The sequence below is a fragment of the Burkholderia sp. Bp8994 genome, assembly GCF_003853805.1.
Classification (GTDB): Bacteria; Pseudomonadota; Gammaproteobacteria; order Burkholderiales; family Burkholderiaceae; genus Burkholderia.
On the sequence record NZ_QTQH01000024.1, the window covers coordinates 20,915 to 45,977 of the forward strand.

General features: G+C 68.5%; 25 protein-coding genes and 1 tRNA gene. 11 read left to right on the forward strand and 15 right to left on the reverse strand.

Annotation, left to right across the window (positions count from 1 at the left end; translation table 11 throughout):
* Positions 1-16: 16 nt before the first annotated feature.
* From DIE04_RS24530 to upp, 13 genes are all read right to left on the reverse strand, one after another.
* Complete coding sequence (locus DIE04_RS24530; protein WP_124487207.1) at positions 17-1,276, reverse strand: MFS transporter; 1,260 nt, start codon at positions 1,274-1,276, stop codon at positions 17-19.
* The gene (locus DIE04_RS24535; RefSeq protein WP_124487208.1) at positions 1,273-2,238 is read right to left on the reverse strand and encodes a PRC-barrel domain-containing protein; all 966 of its coding nucleotides are present in this window, start codon (positions 2,236-2,238) and stop codon (positions 1,273-1,275) included. The genes DIE04_RS24530 and DIE04_RS24535 overlap by 4 nt, the downstream gene beginning before the upstream one ends.
* Positions 2,239-2,538: 300 nt before the next feature.
* The gene (locus DIE04_RS24540) at positions 2,539-2,874 is read right to left on the reverse strand and encodes a YggL family protein (RefSeq protein WP_044844709.1); all 336 of its coding nucleotides are present in this window, start codon (positions 2,872-2,874) and stop codon (positions 2,539-2,541) included.
* A gap of 348 nt (positions 2,875-3,222) precedes the next feature.
* Positions 3,223-3,299: transfer RNA gene (locus DIE04_RS24545), tRNA-Met, on the reverse strand.
* A gap of 199 nt (positions 3,300-3,498) precedes the next feature.
* Positions 3,499-4,968, reverse strand: a complete 1,470-nt coding sequence (rng, locus tag DIE04_RS24550; RefSeq protein WP_124487209.1) for a ribonuclease G — start codon at positions 4,966-4,968, stop codon at positions 3,499-3,501.
* A gap of 8 nt (positions 4,969-4,976) precedes the next feature.
* The gene (locus DIE04_RS24555; RefSeq protein WP_124487210.1) at positions 4,977-5,609 is read right to left on the reverse strand and encodes a nucleoside triphosphate pyrophosphatase; all 633 of its coding nucleotides are present in this window, start codon (positions 5,607-5,609) and stop codon (positions 4,977-4,979) included.
* Between the two features lie 51 nt (positions 5,610-5,660).
* A complete protein-coding gene (gene rlmH, locus DIE04_RS24560; RefSeq protein WP_044844705.1) occupies positions 5,661-6,131 on the reverse strand; it encodes a 23S rRNA (pseudouridine(1915)-N(3))-methyltransferase RlmH in 471 nt (156 codons plus the stop codon).
* Positions 6,132-6,150: 19 nt separating this feature from the next.
* Positions 6,151-6,597, reverse strand: coding sequence for a ribosome silencing factor (gene rsfS / locus DIE04_RS24565; RefSeq protein ID WP_044844704.1), 447 nt, complete (start codon positions 6,595-6,597; stop codon positions 6,151-6,153).
* A 4-nt stretch (positions 6,598-6,601) separates the two neighbouring features.
* Entirely contained in the window at positions 6,602-7,309 is a 708-nt protein-coding gene (locus DIE04_RS24570) for a nicotinate-nucleotide adenylyltransferase (protein ID WP_082088490.1), read from the reverse strand.
* 41 nt (positions 7,310-7,350) lie between these two features.
* A complete protein-coding gene (gene hemF / locus DIE04_RS24575) occupies positions 7,351-8,271 on the reverse strand; it encodes an oxygen-dependent coproporphyrinogen oxidase (RefSeq protein WP_124487211.1) in 921 nt (306 codons plus the stop codon).
* Between the two features lie 118 nt (positions 8,272-8,389).
* Positions 8,390-9,667, reverse strand: a complete 1,278-nt coding sequence (gene purD / locus DIE04_RS24580; RefSeq protein WP_124487212.1) for a phosphoribosylamine--glycine ligase — start codon at positions 9,665-9,667, stop codon at positions 8,390-8,392.
* A gap of 105 nt (positions 9,668-9,772) precedes the next feature.
* Positions 9,773-10,501, reverse strand: a complete 729-nt coding sequence (locus DIE04_RS24585) for a YebC/PmpR family DNA-binding transcriptional regulator (RefSeq protein ID WP_044844700.1) — start codon at positions 10,499-10,501, stop codon at positions 9,773-9,775.
* Between the two features lie 218 nt (positions 10,502-10,719).
* A complete protein-coding gene (gene upp, locus DIE04_RS24590; protein WP_006478229.1) occupies positions 10,720-11,370 on the reverse strand; it encodes a uracil phosphoribosyltransferase in 651 nt (216 codons plus the stop codon).
* Positions 11,371-11,614: 244 nt separating this feature from the next.
* Here upp and DIE04_RS24595 point away from each other — a divergent pair, with 244 nt between their 5' ends.
* Positions 11,615-12,394 carry an SDR family oxidoreductase gene (locus DIE04_RS24595; protein WP_044844699.1) on the forward strand — a complete coding sequence of 260 codons (780 nt, stop codon included), beginning with the start codon at positions 11,615-11,617 and terminating at the stop codon, positions 12,392-12,394.
* A gap of 55 nt (positions 12,395-12,449) precedes the next feature.
* Positions 12,450-12,842 (forward strand): methylglyoxal synthase, encoded by a 393-nt coding sequence (locus DIE04_RS24600; protein ID WP_044844698.1) that lies wholly within the window; start codon positions 12,450-12,452, stop codon positions 12,840-12,842.
* A gap of 129 nt (positions 12,843-12,971) precedes the next feature.
* Here the strand turns inward: DIE04_RS24600 and DIE04_RS24605 are convergent, their stop codons facing one another.
* Positions 12,972-13,439, reverse strand: a complete 468-nt coding sequence (locus DIE04_RS24605; protein WP_044844697.1) for a T6SS effector amidase Tae4 family protein — start codon at positions 13,437-13,439, stop codon at positions 12,972-12,974.
* A 15-nt stretch (positions 13,440-13,454) separates the two neighbouring features.
* On the reverse strand, positions 13,455-13,808 hold the full coding sequence (locus tag DIE04_RS24610) for a Rap1a/Tai family immunity protein (protein ID WP_124487214.1): 354 nt from the start codon (positions 13,806-13,808) through the stop codon (positions 13,455-13,457).
* A gap of 440 nt (positions 13,809-14,248) precedes the next feature.
* Between DIE04_RS24610 and DIE04_RS24615 the strand changes: the two genes are divergently transcribed.
* From DIE04_RS24615 to sugE, 9 genes are all read left to right on the forward strand, one after another.
* Positions 14,249-15,223, forward strand: coding sequence for a quinone oxidoreductase (locus DIE04_RS24615; protein ID WP_124487215.1), 975 nt, complete (start codon positions 14,249-14,251; stop codon positions 15,221-15,223).
* Between the two features lie 365 nt (positions 15,224-15,588).
* Entirely contained in the window at positions 15,589-15,681 is a 93-nt protein-coding gene (kdpF, locus tag DIE04_RS24620) for a K(+)-transporting ATPase subunit F (RefSeq protein ID WP_006752209.1), read from the forward strand.
* Entirely contained in the window at positions 15,678-17,483 is a 1,806-nt protein-coding gene (gene kdpA / locus DIE04_RS24625) for a potassium-transporting ATPase subunit KdpA (RefSeq protein ID WP_124522471.1), read from the forward strand. Before kdpF ends, kdpA begins: the two co-directional genes overlap by 4 nt.
* Before the next feature lie 54 nt (positions 17,484-17,537).
* Entirely contained in the window at positions 17,538-19,622 is a 2,085-nt protein-coding gene (kdpB, locus tag DIE04_RS24630; RefSeq protein WP_124522472.1) for a potassium-transporting ATPase subunit KdpB, read from the forward strand.
* Between the two features lie 24 nt (positions 19,623-19,646).
* Positions 19,647-20,228: a potassium-transporting ATPase subunit KdpC gene (gene kdpC, locus DIE04_RS24635; protein ID WP_124522474.1), complete on the forward strand. Its 582-nt coding sequence runs from the start codon at positions 19,647-19,649 to the stop codon at positions 20,226-20,228.
* A gap of 162 nt (positions 20,229-20,390) precedes the next feature.
* Positions 20,391-23,234 (forward strand): sensor histidine kinase KdpD, encoded by a 2,844-nt coding sequence (locus tag DIE04_RS24640; protein WP_124522476.1) that lies wholly within the window; start codon positions 20,391-20,393, stop codon positions 23,232-23,234.
* Complete coding sequence (gene kdpE, locus DIE04_RS24645; RefSeq protein WP_040127870.1) at positions 23,227-23,925, forward strand: two-component system response regulator KdpE; 699 nt, start codon at positions 23,227-23,229, stop codon at positions 23,923-23,925. The genes DIE04_RS24640 and kdpE overlap by 8 nt, the downstream gene beginning before the upstream one ends.
* 157 nt (positions 23,926-24,082) lie before the next feature.
* Entirely contained in the window at positions 24,083-24,367 is a 285-nt protein-coding gene (locus tag DIE04_RS24650) for a DUF333 domain-containing protein (protein ID WP_124522478.1), read from the forward strand.
* 179 nt (positions 24,368-24,546) lie between these two features.
* The gene (gene sugE / locus DIE04_RS24655; protein WP_044844689.1) at positions 24,547-24,867 is read left to right on the forward strand and encodes a quaternary ammonium compound efflux SMR transporter SugE; all 321 of its coding nucleotides are present in this window, start codon (positions 24,547-24,549) and stop codon (positions 24,865-24,867) included.
* Positions 24,868-25,063 lie beyond the last annotated feature (196 nt).

A 25,063-nucleotide genomic window follows, 5' to 3' on the forward strand; every position in this document is an offset into this window, starting at 1 on the left:
GGCGGCGGTGCGTGTGTCAGTGCGCCTGTTCGGACGAGGCGGCGGCCGGCGTGCCCTCGGGTGCGTCGCCGTTCTCGACGCGCGTTTCGGGCATCGCGAGCCAGACGAGCAGGACCGCGAGCGCGCCAGCAGCGGCGAGCCCGAAGAAGCTGATCGCATTGCCGAAGTGATCGGCGACATAGCCGGCCACGGCCGTGCTGAGCGTCGCGCCGATCCCGGCCGCGAGCCCGAACAGCCCGATGCACAGGTTGTAGCGGCCCTTGCCGCCCGCGACGTCGGCCGCGATCAGCGGCAGCATCACGCCGAACACGGCCGCGCTGATGCCGTCGAGCATCTGCACCGGCACGAGCAGGTACGGGCTGCTCACGCCGGCGAACAGCAGCGCGCGCACCGGCAGCGCGGAGAAGCCGAGCAGCAGGATCGGCCGGCGTCCCCAGCGTTGCGAGGAACGGCCGACCCACGGCGACAGCATCGCGACGATCGCCTGCGGCACGATGATGCACGCGGCGATCACGAGCTGCACGTTCTCGCCCATCCCGGCCGTCACTTCGCCGGCCGCGAGGTTGAGCATCGCCGCGTTCGACAGGTGGAACAGCACGACGCACGCCGCGAAGATCAGCATCCGGCGATCGCGCAGCAGTTCGAGCAGTGTCTCGCGGTGCTCGCCTTCGTCGTGATCGTCGGGTTTCGACGATTGCGGGATCACTTCGTGGGTCGGCTGGATCATCGCGAGCGCGAACAGCGCGGGCAACGCCAGCACGGCGGTCAGCCAGAACACCGCGCGCGCGGAGAAATACTCGCCGGTGAGCCCCATCAGGCCCGCCGCGACCGCGCTGCCGATCGACGCCCAGCGTGCGTTGCGGCCGAGCCGGTCGCCGAGATCGGCACGGCCGACCAGCGAGAACGAGATCGCGGCCATCGCCGGCACGAGCATGCAGCTCGCGAAGCCGTGGAACACCTCGGCCGCGATCACCGGCACGATCGTCGGGCTCGACGCGAGCAGCACCGCGGACAGGATGATGGCCGCGATCGCCCACGCGGCCGCGCCTTTCTTGTTCTTCAGCGCATCGACGGCCGCGCCGCCCGGCACCTGGCTGACCATCGCGCTGATCGTGCCGATCGACAGCACCATGCCGATCTCGCCCTGCGTCCACTTGTGCGACGCGAGGTAGGACGCGATGAACGGACCGAACCCGGTTTGAACGTTTGCAACGAAAAAGTTGAGCCAGTCGAGGGACCGCAGACTGCGCACGCTGACGGAATGCTTGATCGTCATCGGGTGGCACTCGCAGACGAAGCCGGCACCGGTGCCGGGGCAACGGGCGGGAAGACCGCGATGATCGGCTTGTCGGCCGCGTAGGGCGGCGACGCCTTGATCTGCGCATCGTTCAGGTCGAGCTGCGGATGCAGCGCCTTGTCGCGCGTGACGAAGCGCAGCGCGCCCCAGCTCGCGGCGATCGAGCGGCGGTCGGTGTTGACGAGCCCGCCGAGGTCGAGCACGACCGCCTGCGGCTGCGCGGCGCGGTCGATCAGCACGTCGACGATGCGGCCGATCTTCGTGCCGTTCGGGCGCTCGACATCGCTGTCGAGCATCGGCAGTCGCGTCGCGGGCGACGCCGCGGCCGAACCCGACAGCGGCACGGCCTTCGGCCGCGCGGCCGGAGGCAGGTCGCCCGACGGCACGTCGAGCACGATCGGCTCCTGTTTGCCGCCCGGCGTGAAGCGGAACACGTTCCACGGGAAGATGACCTTGCGGTCGCCGACACCCATGAAGCCCTGCAGGTTGACGATCATCTCGCGCGGCTTGCCGCTCGCGTCGGCCACCATGTCGACCGCGCGGCCGATCACCTTGCCGTTGCGGCGCGCGACCTCGCTGTCGAGCAGCGCATGGATCTGCGTGCGGTCGAGCGGGCGCGTCGCGACGATCGGGGCGGGCGGTGGTGGCGGAGGCGTCGGTGTTTCGGGGCGCTGCACGGGTTTCGGCCGCGTCACTTCGCGGTGCGGTTTCTTCGGTGCTTCCGGCGCTTCCGGCTGCGTCGGCGCCGGCACGGGCGGCATCGTCAGCGGTTCGCCGGCGGTTTCCTCGACGGGCTCGACGAGCGCTTCGCTGATCGGCGCGGGCGGATTCTGCGTCGGCAGCAGCCCGCAGCCGGACAGCAGCGCGGCGGCGAGAACGAGGAAGACCGTCGAGGACGGGAACGACATGCGGGATGCGGGAAACGGAAATCCGCCGCTCATTGACACTCACTCCATGGGTCGGGGGCCGGGCCCGGAGGCGCGCGGCTGGCGATGGATGGCGGGTGCGGGCGGCGCACCACGCGAGGTGAGAGTTTAACGTGTCTTCCTTTCAGGGCCGATTTCGATGGCTTGCTGGAGGCGGACTGTCGGGGAAAGGTAGGGATCGGCGGCCGTCGCGTCGCAGTCGGGCGACGGGGAAGGCCGGCGGATGAGGGGCGGCTCACACGGGTGCCGCCCCGGCCCGCCGCCGTCGTGGCGGGCAGGCGCGGGCGCTGCATGAAGCAGGGAGAAAACGGAGCGTCAGGCGTCCGGATACCACGCGTCGGTGAATTCGCTGACCCGGACGTCGGTCAGCTCCGGACGTGCGGCCAGCCACGCCCGCACGTTCTCGCGGTCGGCGTCGGTGGTCGTGCCGCGCGGCGCGCCGGAGATCACGTAGGCGCCGATCCCTTCGTCAGCGGAGGCGACGGTCAGCAGCCCGTTCGCTTCGACGAAATCGATGAATGCATCGATCAGCTGGCCACGTTCGAGGTCGGACAGCTCGTTGCGGTATTGCGCGGCCGCGTTGAACGCGAGTTCCTGGAACTCGGCGATGTGGAGTTTCTTGCGCTGGCGGCGGTTGTGGCGTTGGCTCATGGTGTGTGGTGAGTGAATGTGAGGTGGGAAAGGATAGCGCGGCGGCCGCTGCGGGCACTGTCCCGACGTGCCGCGCGGTCCGGCCGGTCGCGAAAGGGGCGAGCGTTGCGTCGTCGCGATATCGTGCTGTCGCGCGGCCGATCAGAAAACCATCGTTGAACAATCGATCGACTTGGCTTTCGCGGTGCGGCTCGGCCGGCGGCTGATTGCACGCGTGACCGAATGATACAGGGATGGCGAGCGTCTTCGGCTTTGCCAGGGCCGGCGGCTTCGAGTCGAGCGATACGAACCAGCGAATCGGCGAAATGCAAAAAGCCCGCTTGCTGTCGCAAAGCGGGCTTCGATGTTTGGTTGCGGGGATAGGATTTGAACCTATGACCTTCGGGTTATGAGCCCGACGAGCTGCCAGACTGCTCCACCCCGCGGCGCGAATTATAGTGACACTGCTGCGGTGCGTCAAATGCTCAGTGACCAAAGTTGAAATCAAGCGGCCGTGCTTCGCTCGCCAGCGGGCGCTTACGTTGCCCGAGCCCTCGAAGCTCGGCGTGCCAACTGATATTTGTGCTCGATGCCCGCGGCAAGGGTGGGGGCGATCTCCCGATTCGGAGATCGCCGCGCATGACCTTACATCAGCACGATATCGTACTGTTCCTGGCTCAGGTTCGACTCGACCTGCAGCGACACCGGCTTGCCGATGAAGTCGATCAGCATCGCGAGATGCTGCGACTCCTCGTCGAGGAACAGGTCGATCACCTGTTGCGCGGCGATCACGCGGAATTCGCGCGGATTGAACTGGCGCGACTCGCGCAGGATCTCGCGCAGGATGTCGTAGCACACCGTGCGCGACGTCTTCACCTGGCCCTTGCCCTGGCAGGTCGGGCACGGCTCGCATAGCACGTGCGCGAGCGATTCGCGCGTGCGCTTGCGCGTCATCTCGACGAGCCCGAGCTGCGAGAAGCCGTTGACCGTCACGCGCGTGCGGTCGCGCGACAGCGCCTTCTTCAACTCGGACAGCACCGCGTCGCGATGCTCGGCGTTCTCCATGTCGATGAAGTCGATGATGATGATCCCGCCGAGGTTGCGCAGCCGCAGCTGCCGCGCGATCGTATGCGCGGCCTCGAGGTTGGTCTTGAAGATCGTGTCGTCGAAGTTGCGCGCGCCGACGTAGCCGCCGGTGTTCACGTCGATCGTCGTCATCGCCTCGGTCTGGTCGATCATCAGGTAGCCGCCCGACTTCAGGTCGACGCGGCGCGACAGCGCGCGCTGGATCTCCGTCTCGATGTTGTACAGGTCGAACAGCGGCCGCTCGCCGGTGTAGTGATGCAGCTTCGGGCTCACCGCCGGCGTGAATTCGTTCGCGAATTCCGCGAGGCGCTGGTACGTCTCGCGCGAATCGACCTGGATGCGCGTCGTGTCGTCGTTCGCGAAATCGCGCAGCACGCGCTGCGCGAGATCGAGATCCTGGTACAGCAGGCTCGTCGCCGGCAGCCGCTGCGCCTGGGCCACGATGGTCGTCCAGGTCTTGCGCAGGTAGGCGACGTCGCCGGCCAGTTCGTCGGAGGTCGCGTCCTCGGCGATCGTGCGCACGATGTAGCCGCCTTTCTCGTCCGACGGGATCACGGCGGTCAGCCGCGCACGCACGGCCTCGCGCTCGGCCTCGCTCTCGATCTTCTGCGAGATGCCGATGTGCGGCTCCTGCGGCAGGTAGACGAGCGTGCGGCCCGCGATGCTGACCTGCGTCGACAGTCGGGCGCCCTTCGTGCCGATCGGATCCTTGATCACCTGGACCATCAGCGTCTGGCCTTCGAACACGGTCTTCTCGATCGGCTGGTGCGGCGCGCCCGACTGCGGCTCGCCCGCGAGGCGCGGATGCCAGATGTCGGCGACGTGCAGGAACGCCGCGCGCTCGAGACCGATGTCGATGAACGCCGACTGCATGCCGGGCAGCACGCGCACGACCTTGCCGAGGTAGATGTTGCCGACCCGCCCGCGCGACAGCGTGCGCTCGACGTGAAGCTCCTGCACCGCGCCTTGCTGGACGAGTGCGACCCGCGTTTCCTGCGGCGTGAGGTTGATCAGGATTTCTTCGTTCATGGTGCGATTCAGAAGGCGACGCGCGCGGTGCGCAGCAACGCGGCAGTCTCAAAAAGGGGCAGACCCATGATACCCGAATGGGAACCGTCGATTCGCTCGATGAATTCGGCCGCGCGTCCCTGGATCGCGTAGGCGCCCGCCTTGCCGAACGGTTCGCGGGTGTCGACGTAGCGCTCGAAGGCGTCGCGCGGCGCGGCCGAAAAGCGCACCGACGAGCGCGACAGCGCGGGCGGCAGCAGTTCGCCGTCGGCGCCGACCACCGCGACGGCGGTCAGCACCTCGTGTTCGCGGCCTGCGAGGCGTGTCAGCATCGCGAGCGCGTCGTCGGCATCGGCCGGCTTGCCGAGGATCGCGCCGTCGATGGTCACCGTGGTGTCCGCAACCAGCACCGGCGCGGCTGGCTTGCCGCTGGCGACGAGACGCGCCCGCGCGGCCTCCGCCTTCGCGACGGTCACGCGCTGCACGTACGCATCGGCGGCTTCGCCGGGCAGCTCGGCTTCGAGCGCCTCCGCGTCCTCGTCGGGGCGCGGCAGCAGCAATTCGAAGCGCACGCCGATCTGCTGCAGCAGCTCCTGGCGGCGCGGGCTTTGCGAAGCGAGGTAAAGGGTCGGGAAAAGGGCAGGGGGCGTGCTGGACGGCATGGTGTCGTTATCTCGTTGAGCGCGCGCGGCGCGCGTCCCGAGGACGGCACGTCATGCGCGATGGTAGGGGTGATTCTGCGTGATGCTCCACGCGCGGTAAAGCTGTTCGGCGAGCAGCACGCGCACCATCCCGTGCGGCAGCGTCATGCTCGAGATGCGCAGCAGCAGGTCGGCGCGCGCCTTGAGTTCCGGATCGAGCCCGTCGGCACCGCCGATCACGAACGCGACGTCACGGCCGTCCTGCTGCCAGCCGGGCAGCGCCTGCGCGAGCTGCATGGTGGTCCAGTCGCGGCCGCGCTCGTCGAGCGCGACGATGCGCGCGCCCTTCGGCAGCGCGGCCTCGATCTTCTGCCGCTCGGCCGCCATCACGCTTTCCGCGCTGCGGCCGCCCGAACGCAGTTCGGGCTTGATCTCGCGCAGTTCGATGCGCAGCTCGGGCGGCATCCGCTTCGTGTATTCGTCGAAGCCGGACGCGATCCAGCCGGGCATCTTGTGGCCGACCGCGAGGATGAAAAGCTTCATCGGGACGACTCGCTGCGGCTCAGCGGCGGCGGGCAGCCGTCTTGCGCGCCGGGCGTGCGGGCGCTTCTTCCTCGTCGTCCTCTTCTTCGCTGGCGGTAGCGAGACCGTTCGGACCCTTGCCGCCGCCGAGCTTCATCCGCACGGGCTTGTCGCCCCAGATTTCCTCGAGGTTGTAGTACTGGCGCAGCGCCGGTTGCAGGATGTGCACGATCGCGTCGCCGCAGTCGACCAGCACCCATTCGCCGGTGTCTTCGCCCTCGGAGCTGACGATGTCGCCGCCGGCTTCCTTGACCTTGTCGCGCACGCTCGACGCGAGCGCCTTGGTCTGGCGGTTCGACGTGCCCGACGCGACGATCACGCGGTCGAACAGTTCGGTCAGGTGGCTGGTGTTGAACACCTTGATGTCTTGCGCCTTGATGTCTTCGAGAGCGTCGACGATCACGCGCTGCAGTTTGCGGATATCCATGGAATCAGGAATGGTAGAGACGATGTTGAAGAATATAGGCCCAGACGGCGGCCGGCACATGCTCGGCCGACGCATCGGGCATTTGCGCGTGACGCGCGATGCATTCGCGCAGGTGTGCGCGGATGTCGGTTGCGGCGATATCGAACGCCAGCGTCGTGTCGATCAGCAGGTGGCCGGCCGGCGTCGCTTTCAGCACGTCGGCACCGGCCTGCCGCCGCGCGATTTCCTGCGCGACGTCCGGCGGCGCCGCGCCGAGGTCGAAGCCCGGGCGCGTCGACGCGCACACGTGCGCGTAGTCGAACAGCTTGCGCCAGTCGCGCCACGTGTCGAGCCGCACCAGCTGGTCGGCGCCGATCAGCAGCGCCAGCGACGCATCGGGGCCGATCCGCTCGCGCCAGCGTGCGAGCGTCTCGACCGTATAGGTCGGCCCCGCGTGCTCGATCTCGTCGGTCGCGACGGTGACCGTCACGCCGGGCAGCGACAGCGAGCCGGCAGCGGCGCGGGTCATCGCGAGCCGATGTTCGGCGGCCGACACGTCGCGCTTCTGGTACGGCTGCCCGGCGGGCAGCAGCGCGAGTTCGGTCAGGCCGAGCACGTCGGCGAACCGGCGCGCGAGCGCGAGGTGGCCGTCGTGGATCGGGTCGAACGTGCCGCCCAGCAGGCCGATACGACGTGACAGCGGCTGCGGGGCGGGGCGGGTGGTGGTGTCCAGAAAAACGTGTCCTGTTCTTGAGGCGGCGGGGCGCGGCGGGCTCAGACCCAGTCGCGCGGCACGAGGAACTCGCTCAGGCGCGCTTCCGGCGAGCCCGGCTCGGGCTGCCAGTCGTAACGCCAGTGCGCGACCGGCGGCATCGACATCAGGATCGACTCGGTCCGGCCGCCGCTTTGCAGCCCGAACAGCGTGCCGCGGTCGAACACGAGGTTGAATTCGACGTAGCGGCCGCGCCGGTAAGCCTGGAAGTCGCGTTCGCGCTCGCCGTACGGCAGCGCGACACGGCATTCGACGATCGGCAGGTACGCGTTCAGGAACGCGTCGCCGACGCTTTGCATCATCTCAAACGAGCGTTCGAATCCGGGCTCGGAGAAATCGTCGAAGAAGATCCCGCCGATGCCGCGCGTCTCGTTGCGGTGCTTCAGGAAGAAATACTCGTCGCACCACGTCTTGAAGCGCGGGTAGAGCTCGGCGCCGAACGGATCGAGCGCGTCCTTGCAGGTCTGGTGGAAATGCCGCGCGTCGTCCTCGAACGGATAAACCGGTGTCAGATCCATGCCGCCGCCGAACCAGAAGATCGGCGCCTCGCCGGGCTTCGTCGCGATCAGCATCCGCACGTTCATGTGCACGGTCGGGCAGTACGGGTTGCGCGGATGCAGCACGAGCGACACGCCGAGCGCCTCGAAGCCGCGGCCGGCCAGCTGCGGGCGCGCGGCGCTCGCCGACGGCGGCAGCGCATCGCCGGCGACGTCGGAAAAACCGATCCCCGCGCGCTCGAACACGCGGCCGCCTTCGAGAATCCGCGTGCAGCCGCCGCCGCGCAGGCGTTCCTCGGGCCCGCGCTGCCACGCGTCGGTCGCGAGCGGCGTGCCGTCGAGCGCGCCGAGCGCGTCGGCGATGCGTGTCTGCAGGCCCTGGAGATACGTGCGCACGCGCGCCACGTCGTAGGTCGAATCGGTCATGTCTGGACTGGCTGCCCCCGCGCGAAGCGGGGGCCGTAAAAAAGGCATCTGCCGGGCATTCTATCGAACCCCGGCAGAGGAGGCCGCCGTTTGCGACGGCAAAGCGGCGGTCAGGGTGTTACGTGCTCTTGCGATTCAGCGCGCGGAAGCCGATGTCGCGGCGGTACTGCATGCCTTCGAAATTGATCTGGTTGATCGTGTCGTACGCATGCTGCTGCGCTTCGCGCACCGAATCGGCGAGGCCGACCACGCACAGCACACGGCCGCCGGACGTCGTCAGCTTGTCGCCGTCGAGCGTCGTGCCCGCATGGAACGTCACGGCCTGCTCGGTCTCGGCCGGGATCCCGTTGATGCGGTCGCCCTTGCGCGGCGCGTCCGGATAGCCGTGCGCGGCCAGCACGACGCCGAGCGCGGTGCGGCGGTCCCAGTCGAGCTCGACCGTGTCGAGCGTGCCCGCGATCGCCTGTTCGACGACCTTCGAGAAATCGCTCTTCAGGCGGGCCATGATCGGCTGCGTCTCGGGGTCGCCCATCCGGCAGTTGAATTCCAGCGTGCGCGGATTGCCTTCCTTGTCGATCATCAGGCCCGCATACAGGAAGCCCGTGAAGCGGATGCCGTCCTTCTCCATCCCGCGCACCGTCGGCATGATGATTTCGCGCATCACGCGTGCGTGCATCTGCGGCGTGACGATCGGCGCGGGCGAGTAGGCGCCCATGCCGCCCGTGTTCGGGCCGCGGTCCTCGTCGAGCAGGCGTTTGTGGTCCTGGCTCGAAGCCAGCGCCAGCGCGTGCTTGCCGTCGACCATCACGATGAAGCTCGCTTCCTCGCCATCGAGGAATTCCTCGATCACGACGCGCGCGCCGGCGTCGCCCAGCTTGTTGCCCGACAGCATCATGTCGACCGCGGCATGCGCTTCTTCCAGCGTCATCGCGACGACGACGCCCTTGCCGGCCGCGAGGCCGTCGGCCTTCACGACGATCGGCGCGCCTTTCGCGTCGAGGTACGCGTGCGCGGCGGCCGCGTCGGAGAAGGTTTCGTAGTCGGCGGTCGGGATGCCGTGGCGCTTCATGAACGCCTTCGCGAAATCCTTCGAGCTTTCGAGTTGCGCGGCTTCGCGGGTCGGGCCGAATACCTTGAGGCCGCGCGCGCGGAACAGGTTGACGATGCCGGCCGCGAGCGGCGCTTCCGGCCCGACGAGCGTGAACGCGACGCCTTCGCTTTCCGCGAAATCGGCCAGCGCGTCGAGCGACGTGATGTCGACGTTCTTCAGACGCTCGTCCTGCGCCGTGCCGCCATTGCCGGGCGCGACGTAGACCATCTGGACGCGCGGCGACTGCGCGAGCTTCCACGCCAGTGCATGTTCGCGACCGCCGGAACCGACGACGAGTAGTTTCATGGGATTCCCCGCAGACTAGAAAACAGGGCGGCCGGCACGCTCAGGCGCGCCGGCCGCGAAATCGGTCGGGCCGCCGTCGCAACGCTGCGCACGGCGGCCGGCATCTCATTCCTCGACGATGACGGCGTTCGTATACACCTCCTGCACGTCGTCGAGGTTCTCGAGCGCGTCCAGGAGCTTCTGCATCTTCGCCGCATCGTCGCCGGTAAATTCGACTTCGTTCTGCGGCTTCATCGTCACTTCGGCGAGTTCGGCCTTGAAGCCCGCGGCTTCGAGCGCGTCCTTCACTGCCGAGAACGCCTGCCAGTCGCACAGCACTTCGATCGAGCCGTCGTCGTTCGTGCTGACGTCGTCCGCGCCGGCTTCGAGCGCCGCTTCCATCAGCGCGTCTTCCGACGTGCCGGGCGCGAACAGGAACTGGCCGACGTGATCGAACATGAACGCGACCGAACCGTCGGTGCCCATGTTGCCGCCGAACTTCGAGAATGCGTGACGGACTTCCGCGACCGTGCGGGTGCGGTTGTCGGTCAGCGTGTCGACGATGATCGCCGCGCCGCTGATGCCGTAGCCTTCATAACGGATTTCTTCGTAGTTCGCGCCGTCCGCGCCGCCGACGCCGCGGTCGATCGCGCGCTTGACGTTGTCCTTCGGCATGTTCGCGTCGGCCGCCTTGTCGACCGCGAGACGCAGGCGCGGGTTCGAACTCGCGTCGCCGCCGCCGAGGCGGGCCGCGACCTGGATTTCCTTGATCAGTCGGGTCCAGATCTTGCCGCGCTTCGCGTCGGCTGCTGCCTTCTTATGCTTGATGTTGGCCCATTTCGAATGACCAGCCATACCTTTCTCCGTGCCCGGGCGCGCTGCGCGGGCGATTGTGCCAATGTGTCGTTGAATCGGCGGCCGTCTGGGCGGGCATGAAGCCGCGGGGCCGCGCGTGTCGAGTGGAACGTGATTTTATCACGCGGCGACCGTCGCTTCGGGGCCGCCGCGCATGGCCGAACGGCCGGGCGGGCCGTTGCGGCGTGCCGGGCCGCGCGGCCCGGCGTCGTCGTATGTCAGTTCTTGGTGCCGAACAGGCGGTCGCCCGCGTCGCCCAGGCCCGGCACGATGTACGCATGCTCGTTCAGGTGCGAGTCGAGCGACGCGACGAACAGCTTCACGTCCGGGTGCGCGTCCTGGAACACCTGCACGCCCTCGGGCGCGGCGACCAGCGCGACGAACATGATGTTCGCGGCCGGCACGTTGCGGCGCTTGAGCACGTCGACCGCGTGCACGGCCGAATAGCCGGTCGCGACCATCGGGTCGCACAGGATGAAGATGCGATCCTCGAGATCGGGCAGGCGCACCAGGTATTCGACCGGGCGGTGATCTTCCGCGCGGTACACGCCGATGTGGCCGACGCGCGCGGACGGCACCAGGTCGAGCAGGCCGTCCGACATCCCGATGCCGGCGCGCAGCACGGGCACGATCGCGAGCTTCTTGCCCGCGATCACCGGCGCGTCGACCGCCACCAGCGGGGTTTCGACCCGCTTGGTCGTGATCGGCAGGTTGCGGGTGATCTCGTAGCCCATCAGCAGCGTGATCTCGCGCAGCAGTTCGCGGAACGTGCGCGTCGACGTGTCCTTGTCGCGCATGTGGGTCAGCTTGTGCTGGATCAGCGGGTGATCGGTGATGAAGAGATTCGGGAAACGGCTGTCCTGTTTCATGACGGGGTGCCTTGGCGGCAAAAGGGGATCGGGGGCGGCGCCGGCGCCAGGCCGGCCGCCGCTCATGGCCGCAATTTTACCAAGGCGCGCCACGTGATCCGGATATTATCGACGTCTCACGACAATCCGCGCGCCGTGTTCGCCCGCTCGCCTGCGTTCGCGACCGTTCGCCCGCCCGGCGAACCGGCCTGCGACCCGTCGGCGACCGGCCCGTCCGGCGCGCGTCGCCATAAAGGAATCGACGATGGATCTCGGCATCGCAGGAAAGACCGCGCTCGTGTGCGCGGCGAGCAAGGGGCTCGGGCGCGGCTGCGCGGAAGCGCTGGCCGCCGAGGGCGTGAACCTCGTGATCGTCGCGCGCACGCGCGACACGCTGGAGGAAACCGCGGAGGAGATCCGCGCCGGGTCGAACGTGTCGATCACCGCCGTCGCCTGCGACATCACGACGCCCGACGGCCGCGCGGCCGCGCTCGCCGCGTGCCCGCAGCCGGACATTCTCGTGACGAATGCCGGCGGGCCGCCGCCCGGCGATTTCCGCGATTTCTCGCACGACGACTGGATCCGCGCGCTCGAGTCGAACATGCTGACGCCGATCGAGCTGATCCGCGCGACCGTCGACGGGATGATCGGCCGCGGCTTCGGCCGGATCGTCAACATCACGAGCTCGGCCGTGAAGGCGCCGATCGACGTGCTCGCGCTGTCGAACGGCGCGCGCTCGGGGTTGACCGGCTTCGTCGCGGGGCTGTCGCGCAAGGTCGCGGGGCAGGGCGTGACGATCAACAACCTGCTGCCCGGGCTGTTCGACACCGACCGGATCGCGACGACGCTCGCCGCGTCGGCGAAGGCGCAGGGCGTGAGCGTCGACGAGATGCGCGCGCGGCGCGCGAAGGAAATCCCGGCCGGGCGCCTCGGCACGCGCGCCGAATTCGGCGCGGCGTGTGCGTTCCTCTGCAGCGTGCATGCCGGCTATATCACCGGGCAGAACTGGCTGCTCGACGGCGGCGCGTATCCGGGCACGTTCTGACGCGCGCACCGCCGTTCACACATACGACAACAATCGACCCACGAAGGAAACGGAGATGAGCAAACCCCGCATCGCACTGATTGCGCACGACGCGAAGAAGGACGAGATCGTCGCGCTCGCGGGCCAGTACCGCGCGACGCTCGCGCAATGCCGGCTGGTCGCGACGGGCACGACGGGCGGCCGCATCGCCGCCGCGCACGGGCTCGAGGTCGAGCGCAAGCTGTCGGGGCCGCAAGGCGGCGACCTGCAGATCGGTGCTGAGCTGGCCGAAGGCCGCGTCGACATCGTCGTGTTCCTGCGCGACCCGATGACCGCGCAGCCGCACGACCCGGACATCACCGCGCTGGTGCGCGCATGCGACGTGCACGACGTGCCGGTCGCGACGAATGTCGCGACCGCGCGGATGTTGCTCGACGATCTGGCGCGCAACATGCAGGACGTTTGCTAGGCGTTCGGCACGCGTGAGTGTGCGTGCTTGCCGCCATCTGTCGTGTGGATGACATGTGACGGATGGCGGTGAGCGTTGATAGCGCCGAAACAGGCGCGGATTGCGATGCCCGAGATCGCGGCCGGTCGCTCATCGTAACGACCAGAACCACACGGTTGATGCAGCCCAGTAGCAATCCGAACTGCAGAGGGCGCGGGCGCCATCGATCAGGTCGATGTGTCCGCCGCGGCCGTTCATGTATCCGGGGATGTTCCAGAAGGCCACGACGCCCTTTCTGGCGGCAATGCCGGTCGTCGCATCGTCTCGCCGGAACACTTCAGCCTTGCCGAAATAGGCCGGCTCCGCCAGCATGTTGGCCAGCCTCGCCTGGCCGGCTTCAATTCGCCGTCCACGGTGCGGCCCCTTCTGAATGACGAGGCCGCCGCGCAATGTCATTCCGCTCTTGACGAGTGCCAGGCTGATCCGAATGGCGCACGTATTTGCATACGCCGGATTGGCGACCAGGTCTTGCCAGCCGAGCTCCTCGTATAGCGCTTCCCTGGATACCGTCCTGTTGTCCGGATAGTGGCTGTTCAGTAATGAGAAGTGTGGTTTCAAGCAGATCGTCCCCGATCAACGGCACGGATATTTCTGCTGCAGGATGCGGGTGATCAGGCCTGCTGCGTTTGTGCGCAGCGCATCGTTCGGCAGTTTTCGAAGACCGCCGATCACTTCCGAATCGATCTCTCCGGATTTGAGGCGCCCGTTGTCGCACCAGTCCTTGCCTTCGGTCATGTCGGCCACGCCGGCCAGATAACCGGTCATGACGTGGCGCTCGGCGTCGGCGTACGGATTGTTGTCCGTACGGCTGATGCCGTTGAGCAGCCGCGCACCGTCGACGCGTGGGAGCGCGGCTCCGTTCACGATGCCGATACCTGCCGACAACGATGCGAAAACAAATGCATGGCGGATGAAAAGGGCGTTCATGGCATGGGGTTCGTGAATTCGGCGCAAAGCAAAATAGCACGCTCACCGTCCCGGGAATCTCCATGGACCGCATGATTTCGCGGGGGACCGCACGGTGCAATGGGTGGCGACGCTTTGCCATCGCTGAATGGACAGCCATTCGTCCGACCCGAAGATGATTCCTTGAACGTGGCGAAATGTTACACGTGGGGCACGCGCCGCACCGAGACGAGCGCAAGGTCGCGACGGATCGGATGGCGCACCATCCGCCGGAATGCACGTCACGTGCCGATCGTCTTTCGCGAAGACCCTACGGTCGTGAAGGGATTGCCGCGGCGTGCAGCACGAGCGCGCGCGACGCGCGAAAATCACGCGCAGTGTCCCGCGTCTGCCCGCCTCGCCATTCGGGGGCAGCGACGTATTTGCCGAACCGAATTTCCAGACAAGCGAGGAGCGAAACGATGCCGAAAGCAATCCGATACGACCAGGCAGGCGGCCCGGACGTGATGAAGTGGGTCGACGTCGAGGTCAGCGAGCCGCAGGCGGGCCAGGTCCGCGTCAAGCAGCATGCGGTCGGGCTCAACTATATCGACGTGTATTTCCGCACCGGCCTCTATCCGCAGCCGTTGCCCGCCGGGCTCGGGATGGAGGCGGCCGGCGAGGTGACGGCGGTCGGCGATGACGTGACCGCGTTCAAGCCCGGCGACCGCGTCGCCTATGTGTGGTCGTCGCCCGGCGCGTACGCGCAGGAGCGCGTGCTGCCCGCCGACCGCCTCGTCAAGCTGCCGGACGGCATCAGCTACGACGCAGCGGCGTCGGTGATGCTGCAGGGCCTGACCGCACACTACCTGCTGCGCCGCACGTATCCGGTCAAGGCCGGCGACACGATCCTGATCCATGCCGCGGCGGGCGGCGTCGGCCTGCTGGTCTGCCAGTGGGCGAAGGCGCTCGGCGCAACGGTGATCGGCACGGTCGGCTCCGACGAGAAGGCCGAACTCGCGAAAGCGCACGGCTGCGACCACCCGATCGTCTACACGCGCGAGAATTTCACGCAGCGCGTGAGGGCGATCACGAACGATGCGCTCGTGCCGGTCGTCTACGATTCGATCGGCAAGGACACCTACATCGGTTCGCTCGACTGCCTCGCGCCGCTCGGGCTGTTCGTCAGCTTCGGCAACGCGTCGGGCCCGCTGCCGCCGATCGACTCGAAGGAGCTCTCGTCGCGCGGTTCGCTGTTCTTCACGCGGCCGACGCTGTTCTCGTACATCGCGAAGCGCGCCGATCTCGAAGCCGCGGCCGCCGAGCTGTTCGACGTGATCCTGTCGGGCAAGGTGAAGACGAGCATCAACCAGCGCTATCCGCTCGCGGAAGTCGGCCGCGCGCATGCCGACCTCGAGTCGCGCAAGACGACCGGCTCGACGATCCTAATTCCCTGACGTATCCCTTCGCGCCGGCACCACGCCGGCGCGCACCCTGGCGGGCGGCGACGGTCGCCGTCGGTCCAGTCTTTGTCTCGACCGACGTTCGGTCCGCTGTTCCGCCCGCTGTCCCGCCGCTGTTCCGCCCGCCGTCCCCCGCCGTCCGCCGCCGCACGCGTTTACGCGTTTTTTATGCCGGCCCGATGACCTTTGACCCGTCCTTTACGCGCGTTCCCATAAGGTTCTAGTCGTCCGATTTCGACGACGGAGAACACAAAAATGGATGGGGTTTTCATCGGCGCACTGGTGCTGTTCACAGCGCTGATCCTCGGTTTGCTTGCCGGTTGCGAGACGCTCGCGCAATACGGCCGCGGGGGGCGCGCATGACCTGGATGCTTTGGCTGGCGGGTGCCTCGACGGCCCTGCTGTTCGCGTATCTCGTCTTTGCGCTGCTGCGCGCGGAGGACATCGAATGAACGCGAACAACCTGTTGCAGACGCTGCTGTTCATCGTCGTGCTGCTTGCGGCGGCCGTGCCGGTCGCGCGCTACCTGACGGCCGTGATGGACGGCAGCTCGCGCGTCGTGCGCGTGTTCGGACCGCTCGAGCGCGTGCTGTACCGCATCGCCGGCGTCGACGCCGGCACCGAGATGACCTGGAAGCGCTACGCGGTCGCCACGATCGCATTCAACGCGCTCGGCGCGCTGTTTCTCTACGGCCTGCTGCGCCTGCAGGGTTTCCTTCCCGGCAATCCGCAGCAGTTCGGCGCGATGACGACTGACGGCGCATTCAACACGGCCGTCAGCTTCGTCACCAACACGAACTGGCAGGACTACACGCCCGAGCAGACCGTCAGCTACCTGACGCAGATGCTCGGCCTGACGGTGCAGAACTTCCTGTCGGCCGCGACCGGCATCGTCGTCGTGATCGCGCTGATCCGCGGCTTTGCGCGTCACACCGCGCAGACGATCGGCAACTTCTGGGTCGACCTCACGCGCGTGACGCTGTACGTGCTCGTGCCGATGGCGGCGCTCGTCGCCGCGCTGTTGATGAGCCAGGGCGTGATCCAGAACATGAAGTCCTACCAGGACGTGCCGGTGCTGCAGACGAGCACCTATGCTGCGCCGAAGCTCGACGCGCAGGGCAACCCGGTGAAGGACGACAAGGGTAACGCGGTCACGGTGCCGACGCAGCTGACGAAGCAGACACTCGCGATGGGCCCGGTCGCGTCGCAGGAAGCGATCAAGATGCTCGGCACCAACGGTGGCGGCTTCTTCAACGCGAACTCCGCGCATCCGTACGAGAACCCGACGCCGTTCGCCAACTTCGTTCAGATCTTCGCGATCCTGATCATTCCAGCGGCGCTGTGCCTCGTGTTCGGCCGGATGATCGGCGACCGCCGGCAGGGCATCGCGGTGCTCGCGGCGATGACGGTCGCGTTTGCGGTCGCGATCGGCGTCGAGGTGAGCGCCGAGCAGGCCGGCAACCCGGCGCTCGCCGCGCTGCACGTCGACCAGTCGACGAGCGCGCTGCAGCCGGGCGGCAACATGGAAGGCAAGGAAACGCGCTTCGGCATTGCGCAGACCGGCATCTTCACGGTCGCGACGACGGCCGCGTCGTGCGGCGCGGTCGACACGATGCACGATTCGCTGACGCCGCTCGGCGGTCTCGTGCCGATGCTGCTGATGCAGCTCGGCGAGGTGATCTACGGCGGTGTCGGGTCCGGTCTCTACGGGATGCTGGTGTTCGCGCTGCTCGCGGTGTTCGTCGCGGGCCTGATGATCGGCCGCACGCCGGAATACGTCGGCAAGAAGATCGAGTCGTACGAGATGAAGATGGTGTCGATCGTCGTGCTGCTCACGCCGCTGCTCGTCTTGGTCGGCACGTCGATCGCGGTGCTGGCCGACGCGGGCCGTGCCGGCATCGCGAACCCGGGCCCGCACGGCTTCTCGGAAATCCTGTACGCGTTCAGCTCGGCCGCGAACAACAACGGCAGCGCGTTCGCGGGCCTGACGGTCGGCACGCCGTTCTACAACTGGATGACCGCGATCGCGATGTGGTTCGGCCGCTTCGGCACGATCGTGCCGGTGCTGGCGATCGCCGGCTCGCTCGCCGCGAAGAAGCGCATCGCGGTGACGAGCGGCACGCTGCCGACCCACGGCCCGCTGTTCGTCGTGCTGCTGCTCGGCACCGTGATGCTGGTGGGCGCGCTGACCTACGTGCCGGCGCTCGCGCTCGGCCCGGGCGTCGAGCATCTGATGATGTGGCTGGGCGCATGACGCACGAGCGCATGGCGACACCTTGCAAAGACTGAAGAGATTGAAGAGATCGCAATGACTCAACATTCCGCAACACGGTCCATGTTCGATCCGGCGCTGCTGCGCCCGGCGATCGTGGATTCGTTCAAGAAACTCACGCCGCGCACGCAGTTCCGCAACCCGGTGATGTTCTGCGTGTACGTCGGCAGCATCCTGACCACGATCCTGTGGATCGCGGCGCTCGCCGGCCAGGCCGAGGCGCCGGCGGGCTTCATCCTCGCGATCGCGCTGTGGCTGTGGTTCACCGTGCTGTTCGCGAACTTCGCCGAAGCGCTCGCCGAAGGGCGCTCGAAGGCGCAGGCCGCGTCGCTGCGCAGCGCGAAGAAGGACGTGATGGCGAAGAAGCTCAACGAGCCGCATCCGAAGTCGCCGATCCGCATCACGACCGCGTCGGACTTGCGTAAAGGCGACGTCGTGCTGGTCGAGGCCGGCGACGTGATCCCGGCCGACGGCGAAGTCGTCGACGGCGTCGCGTCGGTCGACGAATCGGCGATCACCGGCGAATCCGCGCCGGTGATCCGCGAATCGGGCGGCGACTTCTCGTCGGTGACCGGCGGCACGCGCGTGCTGTCCGACTGGATCGTCGTGACGGTCACCGCGAACCCCGGCGAGGCGTTCCTCGACCGGATGATCGCGATGGTCGAGGGCGCGAAGCGCAAGAAGACGCCGAACGAGGTCGCGCTGACGATCCTGCTCGTCGCGCTGACGATCGTGATGCTGCTCGCGACCGCGACGCTGCTGCCGTTCTCGATGTTCTCGGTCGACGCGATGAAGGCCGGCCACGTGGTGACGATCACCGCGCTCGTCGCGCTGCTGGTGTGCCTGATCCCGACGACGATCGGCGGGCTGCTGTCGGCGATCGGCGTGGCCGGGATGAGCCGGATGATGCAGGCGAACGTGATCGCGACGTCGGGCCGCGCGGTGGAAGCGGCCGGCGACGTCGACGTGCTGCTGCTCGACAAGACCGGCACGATCACGCTCGGCAACCGCCAGGCGTCGATGTTCGTGCCCGCGCCGGGCGTGAGCGAGGAGGCGCTGGCCGATGCCGCGCAGCTGTCGTCGCTCGCCGACGAGACGCCGGAAGGCCGCAGCATCGTCGTGCTCGCGAAGGAACGCTTCAACATCCGCCAGCGCGACATGGCGCAGCTGCATGCGACCTTCCTCGGCTTCTCCGCGCAGACGCGGATGAGCGGCGTCGATCTCCCGGGTCGCGAGATCCGCAAGGGTGCGGCCGATGCGATCCGCCGCTACGTCGAGACGCACGGCAGCCGCTTCCCGGATGAAGTGCGCCGCGCGGTCGACGACGTCGCGCGCCGCGGCAGCACGCCGCTCGTCGTGGCCGACCTGCACGACGGCGTGGCGCGCGTGCTCGGCGTGATCGAGCTGAAGGACATCGTGAAGGGCGGTATCAAGGAGCGCTTCGCGGAACTGCGCAAGATGGGCATCAAGACCGTGATGGTGACGGGCGACAACCGGCTGACGGCCGCGGCGATCGCGGCGGAAGCGGGCGTCGACGACTTCCTCGCGGAAGCGACGCCGGAAACCAAGCTCGCGACGATCCGCGAGCACCAGGCGGCGGGGCGCCTCGTCGCGATGACGGGCGACGGCACCAACGACGCGCCGGCGCTCGCGCAGGCCGACGTGGCGGTGGCGATGAACACCGGCACGCAGGCGGCGAAGGAAGCCGGCAACATGGTCGACCTCGATTCGAACCCGACGAAGCTGATCGAGATCGTCGAAATCGGCAAGCAGATGCTGATGACGCGCGGGTCGCTGACGACGTTCTCGATCGCGAACGACATCGCGAAGTACTTCGCGATCATCCCGGCCGCGTTCGTGACGACGTACCCGCAACTGCGCGTGCTCGACATCATGCATTTGACGTCGCCGGCCTCCGCGATCCTGTCCGCGGTGATCTTCAACGCGCTGATCATCGTCGCGCTGATCCCGCTCGCGCTGAAGGGCGTCACCTACCGGCCGCTCGGCGCCGCGTCGCTGCTGCGCCGCAACCTGCTGGTGTACGGTCTCGGCGGCGTGCTGCTGCCGTTCCCGTTCATCAAGCTGATCGACATGACGCTCGCCGCGCTCGGCTGGGCCTGATGCGCCGCATTTGAAGGAACCCTCATGAAAACGTTGATTCGCCCGCTCGTCGTGATCTTTGTCGTCCTGACCGCCGTGACGGGGCTCGCCTATCCGGCCGTGATGACCGTGTTCGGCCAGGCCGTGTTTCCGTCGCAGGCGAACGGCAGCCTGATCGAGCAGGGCGGCCGCGCGGTCGGCTCCGCGCTGATCGGCCAGCAGTTCGACGCGCCGAAGTATTTCTGGGGCCGCCTGTCGGCCACGTCGCCGATGCCGTACAACGCGACCGGCTCCGGCGGCTCGAACCTCGGCCCGCTGAACCCGTCGCTCGCCGACCAGGTGAAGGCGCGCATCGCCGCGCTGCGCGACGCCGGCACCGACATGTCGAAGCCCGTGCCGGTCGACCTCGTGACGGCGTCGGCGAGCGGCCTCGATCCGGAGATCACGCCGGCCGCCGCCGCGTACCAGGTCGAGCGCGTCGCGAAGGCGCGCAACCTGACGGCCGACGCGGTCGCGCAGCTCGTCGCCGCGAACACGGCGGGCCGCCAGTTCGGCGTGCTCGGCGAGGCGCGCGTGAACGTGCTGAAGCTGAACCTCGCGCTCGACGCGGCGCAGGCCGCGCACTGAACGCGCGGCCGGGCTCCCGGCGCGGCAACCGGCGTGCGGCGCGGCCCGATCCGCGCCGCACGCGCTTGTCCGACGGCGCATGCGCCGTCTTTGCCTTTTGCGGCGATTTGGAACCACAATGACAGTACTCGTTCGCCATCCCGCGTTTCGCCTTCCTGACGCATGAACCGCCCCGATCCCGACCAACTCCTCGACAAGCTGCAGCGCGACGAAGAAAAGCAGCGGCGCGGCCAGCTGAAGATCTTCTTCGGCGCGTCCGCCGGCGTCGGCAAGACCTATGCGATGCTGCAGGCCGCGCGCCAGCGGCTGCAGGACGGCGTCGACGTCGTCGTCGGCATCGTCGAGACCCACGGCCGCGGCGAAACCGCCGCACTGCTCGACGGCCTCGACGTGCTGCCGCTCGCGCGCATCGAGTATCGCGGCCGCACGCTCGCCGAATTCGATCTCGACGGCGCGCTCGCGCGCGCGCCGCAGCTGATCCTCGTCGACGAACTCGCGCATTCGAACGTGCAGGGCGCACGGCACCTGAAGCGCTGGCAGGACGTCTACGAACTGCTCGACGCGGGCATCGACGTCTATACGACGGTCAACGTCCAGCATCTCGAAAGCCTGAACGACGTGGTCGGCGCGATTACCGGCATCCGCGTGTGGGAGACCGTGCCCGACCGCGTGTTCGACGCGGCCGACGAAGTCACGCTGGTCGACCTGCCGGCCGAGGAGCTGCTCGAGCGGATGCGCGACGGCAAGGTCTATCTCGCGCAGCAGGCCGAGCGCGCGGTGCGCAACTTCTTCCGCAAGGGCAACCTGATCGCGCTGCGCGAGCTGGCGCTGCGGCGCACGGCCGATCGCGTCGACGCGCAGATGCGCGAGTACCGCGCCGACCGTTCGATCCAGCGCATCTGGCAGGCGCGCGAGCGGCTGCTCGTGTGCGTCGGGCCGGGCCCCGAGGCGCCGACGCTCGTGCGCGCGGCCGCGCGGCTCGCGGCGAGCCTGAAGGCCGACTGGATCGCCGTGTACGTCGAGACGCCGCGGCTGCAGCGGCTGCCCGATGCGCGGCGGCAGCGCACGCTCGACGCGTTGAAACTCGCGGCCGAGCTCGGCGCGGAGACGGCCACGCTCGCGGGCGACGACGCGGTTGCCGCGCTGATCGGCTATGCGAAGGTGCGCAACGTGTCGAAGCTCGTCGCGGGCGGCTCGCCGAAGGTCGGGCTCGCGCGCCGCTTCGCGCGGCCGTTCGGCGAACAGCTCGCCGAACGCGCGGGCGACGTCGACCTGATGCTGATCCGCGCGTCGGCGAGCGACGAGGTGCGCGCGGCGCCGCTCGACGCGCGCGCACGCGACTGGCGCGACGCGTTCGCGCAATTCGGGTTGCGGCGTTCGCCGCCGCGCCACTACCTGTACGCCGCCGCGATCTGCGCGGCGATCACCGGTGTCGCGAGCGTCGTGTCCGAGCGGCTCGACCTCACGAACCTCGTGATGCTGTACCTGCTCGGCGTCGTGTTCTCGGCCGTGCGGCTCGGGCGCGGCCCGGGCGTGCTGCAGTCGTTCTTGTCGGTCGCCGCGTTCGATTTCTTCTTCGTGCCGCCGCGCATGTCGTTCTCGGTCAGCGACACGCAGTACCTGCTGACCTTCTTCGGGATGCTGCTGACGTCGCTCGTGATCAGCCACCTGACGTCGACGCTGACGCGCCAGGCGAGCATCGCGCAGCGCCGCGAGCGCCGCACCGGCGCGATCTACGCGATGGCGCGCGAGCTCGGCGCGGCGCTGACGACCGAGCAGATCGTCGAGATCGGCAGCCGCCACGTGGGCGAGGTGTTCCGCGCGCGCGTCGCGTTCCTGCTGCCCGACAGCGCGGACCAGGTGCGGCAGAAGATCGAGGAACCCGACGCGGCCGTCACGCTGACGGGCGCGGATCTCGACAGCGACGTCGGCCAGTGGGTGTACGACCAGCAGAAGCCGGCCGGCCGCGGCACCGACACGCTGCCCGCCGCCGCCGCGCTGTACCTGCCGCTGAAGGCGCCGATGCGCACGCGCGGCGTGCTCGCGGTCGCGTCGCGCGAGCCGCGCGAACTCGAGGTGCCCGAGCAGCAGCGGATGCTCGACGCGTTCGCCGCGCAGATCGCGCTTGCGCTCGAACGCGTGCACTACGTCGAGATCGCGCGCGACGCGCTCGTCAACATGGAATCCGAGCGGCTGCGCAACTCGCTGCTGTCGGCGATCTCGCATGACCTGCGCACGCCGCTCACGACGATCGTCGGCTTTTCGTCGATGCTCGCGAACGGTCGCGCGGCCGCGCAGGACGGCGACGCCGCGGCGGCCGAACGCTTCGCGCAGCGCGAGGGCGAGCTGGTCGACGCGATCCACGACGAGGCGCTGCGGATGACGGGCATCGTCACCAACCTGCTCGACATGGCGCGGCTGCAGGCCGGCAGCCTGCAGCTCAAGCGCCAGTGGTCGCTGCTCGAGGAAACCGTCGGCGCCGCGCTCGCCGCGTGCAAGCGCGTGCTCGCGCGGCATCCGGCGCGCGTGTCGCTGCCGGCCGACCTGCCGCTCCTGCAGATGGACGCGGTGCTGATGGAGCGGCTGTTCACCAACCTGTTCGAGAACGCGGCGAAATACACACCGGCCGACGCGCCGATCGACATCGGCGCCGAACGCGTGACCGACGACGGCCAGCCCTTCGTGCGCGTGCACGTCGACGATCACGGCCCGGGCCTGCCGGCCGGGATGGAAACGCGGATCTTCGACAAGTTCACGCGCGGCGAGAAGGAATCGGCGACGCCGGGCATCGGGCTCGGCCTCGCGATCTGCCGCGCGATCGTCGAGGCGCATGGCGGTAGAATCGGCGCGCTCAACCGTATCGCGCCCGACGGCCGCGTGACGGGCGCGCGCTTCTGGTTCACGCTGCCGGTCGACACGCCGCCGGCCGTGCCTGCCGTACCCGACGACGAAATCGACGTGCCCGGCGCGTCGTCTCCCTCCGAGCCATTGCCAGACCATGAGTGAACCGAGCCTGACCGTCGTCCTGATCGAGGACGAAAAACAGATCCGCCGCTTCGTGCGCGCCGCGCTCGAAGAGGAGGACATCGCCGTGTTCGAGGCGGAGACGGGCAAGCAGGGATTGATCGACGCGGCGACCCGCAAGCCCGATCTCGTGATCGTCGACCTCGGCCTGCCCGACACCGACGGCCTCGACGTGATCCGCGAGCTGCGCGGCTGGTCCGAGGTGCCGGTGATCGTGCTGTCCGCGCGCACCCAGGAAGAGGAGAAGGTCGCCGCGCTCGATGCCGGCGCCGACGACTACCTGACCAAGCCGTTCGGCGTGTCCGAGCTGCGCGCGCGGATCCGCGCGCAACTGCGCCGGCGCAACCAGGGCGGCGCGAACGAGTCGCCGAAGGTGAGCTTCGGCACGGTGAGCGTCGATCTCGCGCTGCGCCAAGTGTGGCGCGACGGCGAGATCGTGCACCTGACGCCGCTCGAGTACCGGCTGCTCGCGACGCTCGTGCGGCACGCGGGGCGCGTGCTCACGCATCGCCAGCTGCTGCGCGACGTGTGGGGGCCGTCGCACGTCGAGAGCCATCACTATCTGCGCATCTACATGGCGCACCTGCGCCAGAAGCTCGAGCGCGATCCCGCGCAGCCCGAGCATATCGTCACCGAAACGGGAGTCGGCTACCGGCTCGTCGGCGCTGCGTGACGTCCGCGGCGTGCCGCGCGAAGCGGCCGGAATGCAAGGCCGCACGCCGGTGAAGTTGCATCGGCGCGACATTGCCGCCGCATGCGCCGGCCGCGCACACCGGCCACGGATTCCCCGCTATGCTGACCGTTCCGCGAACGAAATCGAGGAGCGTGCAATGTCCGTCCGTCTGGTCGTCATCTGTGCGCTGGCGCTCGCTGCGCCCGGCGCGTTTGCCCAGCCGCTGCCGCCCGGGCAGCAGCCTTCGGCGCCGCAACAGGCGCTCGCCAATCCCGCGTCGGTCAACTGCGCGAAGCTCGGCGGCCGCCACGTGATCCGCAACCTGTCGAGCGGGCAGGTCGGCATGTGCGTGTTCAAGGACGGCCGGGTGTGCGACGAATGGGCGCTGTACCGCGACGACCGCTGCGTGGGCGGCGGCGGCGCCAAACGCGTGTCGAACTGAGACCGGGCGCGGCCGGGCGGCGGCGCGCGGGCCATGCGTCGCAGCGATCCCCCCGTTCGCCCCCGGCCGGCGCATCCGGCATGCCCGTAAGCGTCTTGTTATACTCGGCGCCGCCCGGGGACGACCCCGGGCCATTCGCTTCAACGGGGACGGCCCCATCCGATCCGGAGTACGTCGAGATGGCGTGGGTATGGTTGTTGATCGCCGGTTTGCTGGAAGTGGCCTGGGCGGCCGGCATGAAATCGTCCGAGGGTTTCACGAAGCTCGGACCGTCGGTGGTGACGATCGTGGCGGCGCTCGCCAGCTTCGGGCTGCTCGCGGTCGCGATGCGCCAGTTGCCGCTCGGCACCGCGTATGCGGTATGGACGGGCATCGGCGCGGTCGGCGCGTTCGTGTTCGGGATCGTGATGATGGGCGAGGCGCTCACCGCCGCCCGCGTCGCGAGCGCGTCGCTGATCGTGCTCGGGCTGATCGGCCTGAAGCTGTCGTCGGCTGCGTGACGCCGCCGCGCCGGCCGGCGCCCGCCCCCGGCCGTGACGCACTGCGGAATTGCGGCGGCCCGCCTGCCAGCCTGTCTATAATGGAACGCATTCGGGCCTGAATGCCGCTGCGCCGTTCCCGGCAGGCGGCACCGGTTGCCACGCGCCGCGCGGCCGGTCATACCGACTCGATCCGATCAATCGGCAAAGCGCACGA

Excerpts from the sequence above, each read along its gene's own strand:
- DIE04_RS24530 (WP_124487207.1), bottom strand. The coding sequence starts at position 1,276 with ATGACGATCAAGCATTCCGTCAGCGTGCGCAGTCTGCGGTCCCTCGAC.
- DIE04_RS24535 (WP_124487208.1), bottom strand. The coding sequence starts at position 2,238 with ATGAGCGGCGGATTTCCGTTTCCCGCATCCCGCATGTCGTTCCCGTCC.
- DIE04_RS24540 (WP_044844709.1), bottom strand. The coding sequence starts at position 2,874 with ATGAGCCAACGCCACAACCGCCGCCAGCGCAAGAAACTCCACATCGCC.
- rng (WP_124487209.1), bottom strand. The coding sequence starts at position 4,968 with ATGAACGAAGAAATCCTGATCAACCTCACGCCGCAGGAAACGCGGGTC.
- DIE04_RS24555 (WP_124487210.1), bottom strand. The coding sequence starts at position 5,609 with ATGCCGTCCAGCACGCCCCCTGCCCTTTTCCCGACCCTTTACCTCGCT.
- rlmH (WP_044844705.1), bottom strand. The coding sequence starts at position 6,131 with ATGAAGCTTTTCATCCTCGCGGTCGGCCACAAGATGCCCGGCTGGATC.
- rsfS (WP_044844704.1), bottom strand. The coding sequence starts at position 6,597 with ATGGATATCCGCAAACTGCAGCGCGTGATCGTCGACGCTCTCGAAGAC.
- hemF (WP_124487211.1), bottom strand. The coding sequence starts at position 8,271 with ATGACCGATTCGACCTACGACGTGGCGCGCGTGCGCACGTATCTCCAG.
- purD (WP_124487212.1), bottom strand. The coding sequence starts at position 9,667 with ATGAAACTACTCGTCGTCGGTTCCGGCGGTCGCGAACATGCACTGGCG.
- DIE04_RS24585 (WP_044844700.1), bottom strand. The coding sequence starts at position 10,501 with ATGGCTGGTCATTCGAAATGGGCCAACATCAAGCATAAGAAGGCAGCA.
- upp (WP_006478229.1), bottom strand. The coding sequence starts at position 11,370 with ATGAAACAGGACAGCCGTTTCCCGAATCTCTTCATCACCGATCACCCG.
- DIE04_RS24595 (WP_044844699.1), top strand. The coding sequence starts at position 11,615 with ATGGATCTCGGCATCGCAGGAAAGACCGCGCTCGTGTGCGCGGCGAGC.
- DIE04_RS24600 (WP_044844698.1), top strand. The coding sequence starts at position 12,450 with ATGAGCAAACCCCGCATCGCACTGATTGCGCACGACGCGAAGAAGGAC.
- DIE04_RS24610 (WP_124487214.1), bottom strand. The coding sequence starts at position 13,808 with ATGAACGCCCTTTTCATCCGCCATGCATTTGTTTTCGCATCGTTGTCG.
- DIE04_RS24615 (WP_124487215.1), top strand. The coding sequence starts at position 14,249 with ATGCCGAAAGCAATCCGATACGACCAGGCAGGCGGCCCGGACGTGATG.
- kdpF (WP_006752209.1), top strand. The coding sequence starts at position 15,589 with ATGACCTGGATGCTTTGGCTGGCGGGTGCCTCGACGGCCCTGCTGTTC.
- kdpA (WP_124522471.1), top strand. The coding sequence starts at position 15,678 with ATGAACGCGAACAACCTGTTGCAGACGCTGCTGTTCATCGTCGTGCTG.
- kdpB (WP_124522472.1), top strand. The coding sequence starts at position 17,538 with ATGACTCAACATTCCGCAACACGGTCCATGTTCGATCCGGCGCTGCTG.
- kdpC (WP_124522474.1), top strand. The coding sequence starts at position 19,647 with ATGAAAACGTTGATTCGCCCGCTCGTCGTGATCTTTGTCGTCCTGACC.
- DIE04_RS24640 (WP_124522476.1), top strand. The coding sequence starts at position 20,391 with ATGAACCGCCCCGATCCCGACCAACTCCTCGACAAGCTGCAGCGCGAC.
- kdpE (WP_040127870.1), top strand. The coding sequence starts at position 23,227 with ATGAGTGAACCGAGCCTGACCGTCGTCCTGATCGAGGACGAAAAACAG.
- DIE04_RS24650 (WP_124522478.1), top strand. The coding sequence starts at position 24,083 with ATGTCCGTCCGTCTGGTCGTCATCTGTGCGCTGGCGCTCGCTGCGCCC.
- sugE (WP_044844689.1), top strand. The coding sequence starts at position 24,547 with ATGGCGTGGGTATGGTTGTTGATCGCCGGTTTGCTGGAAGTGGCCTGG.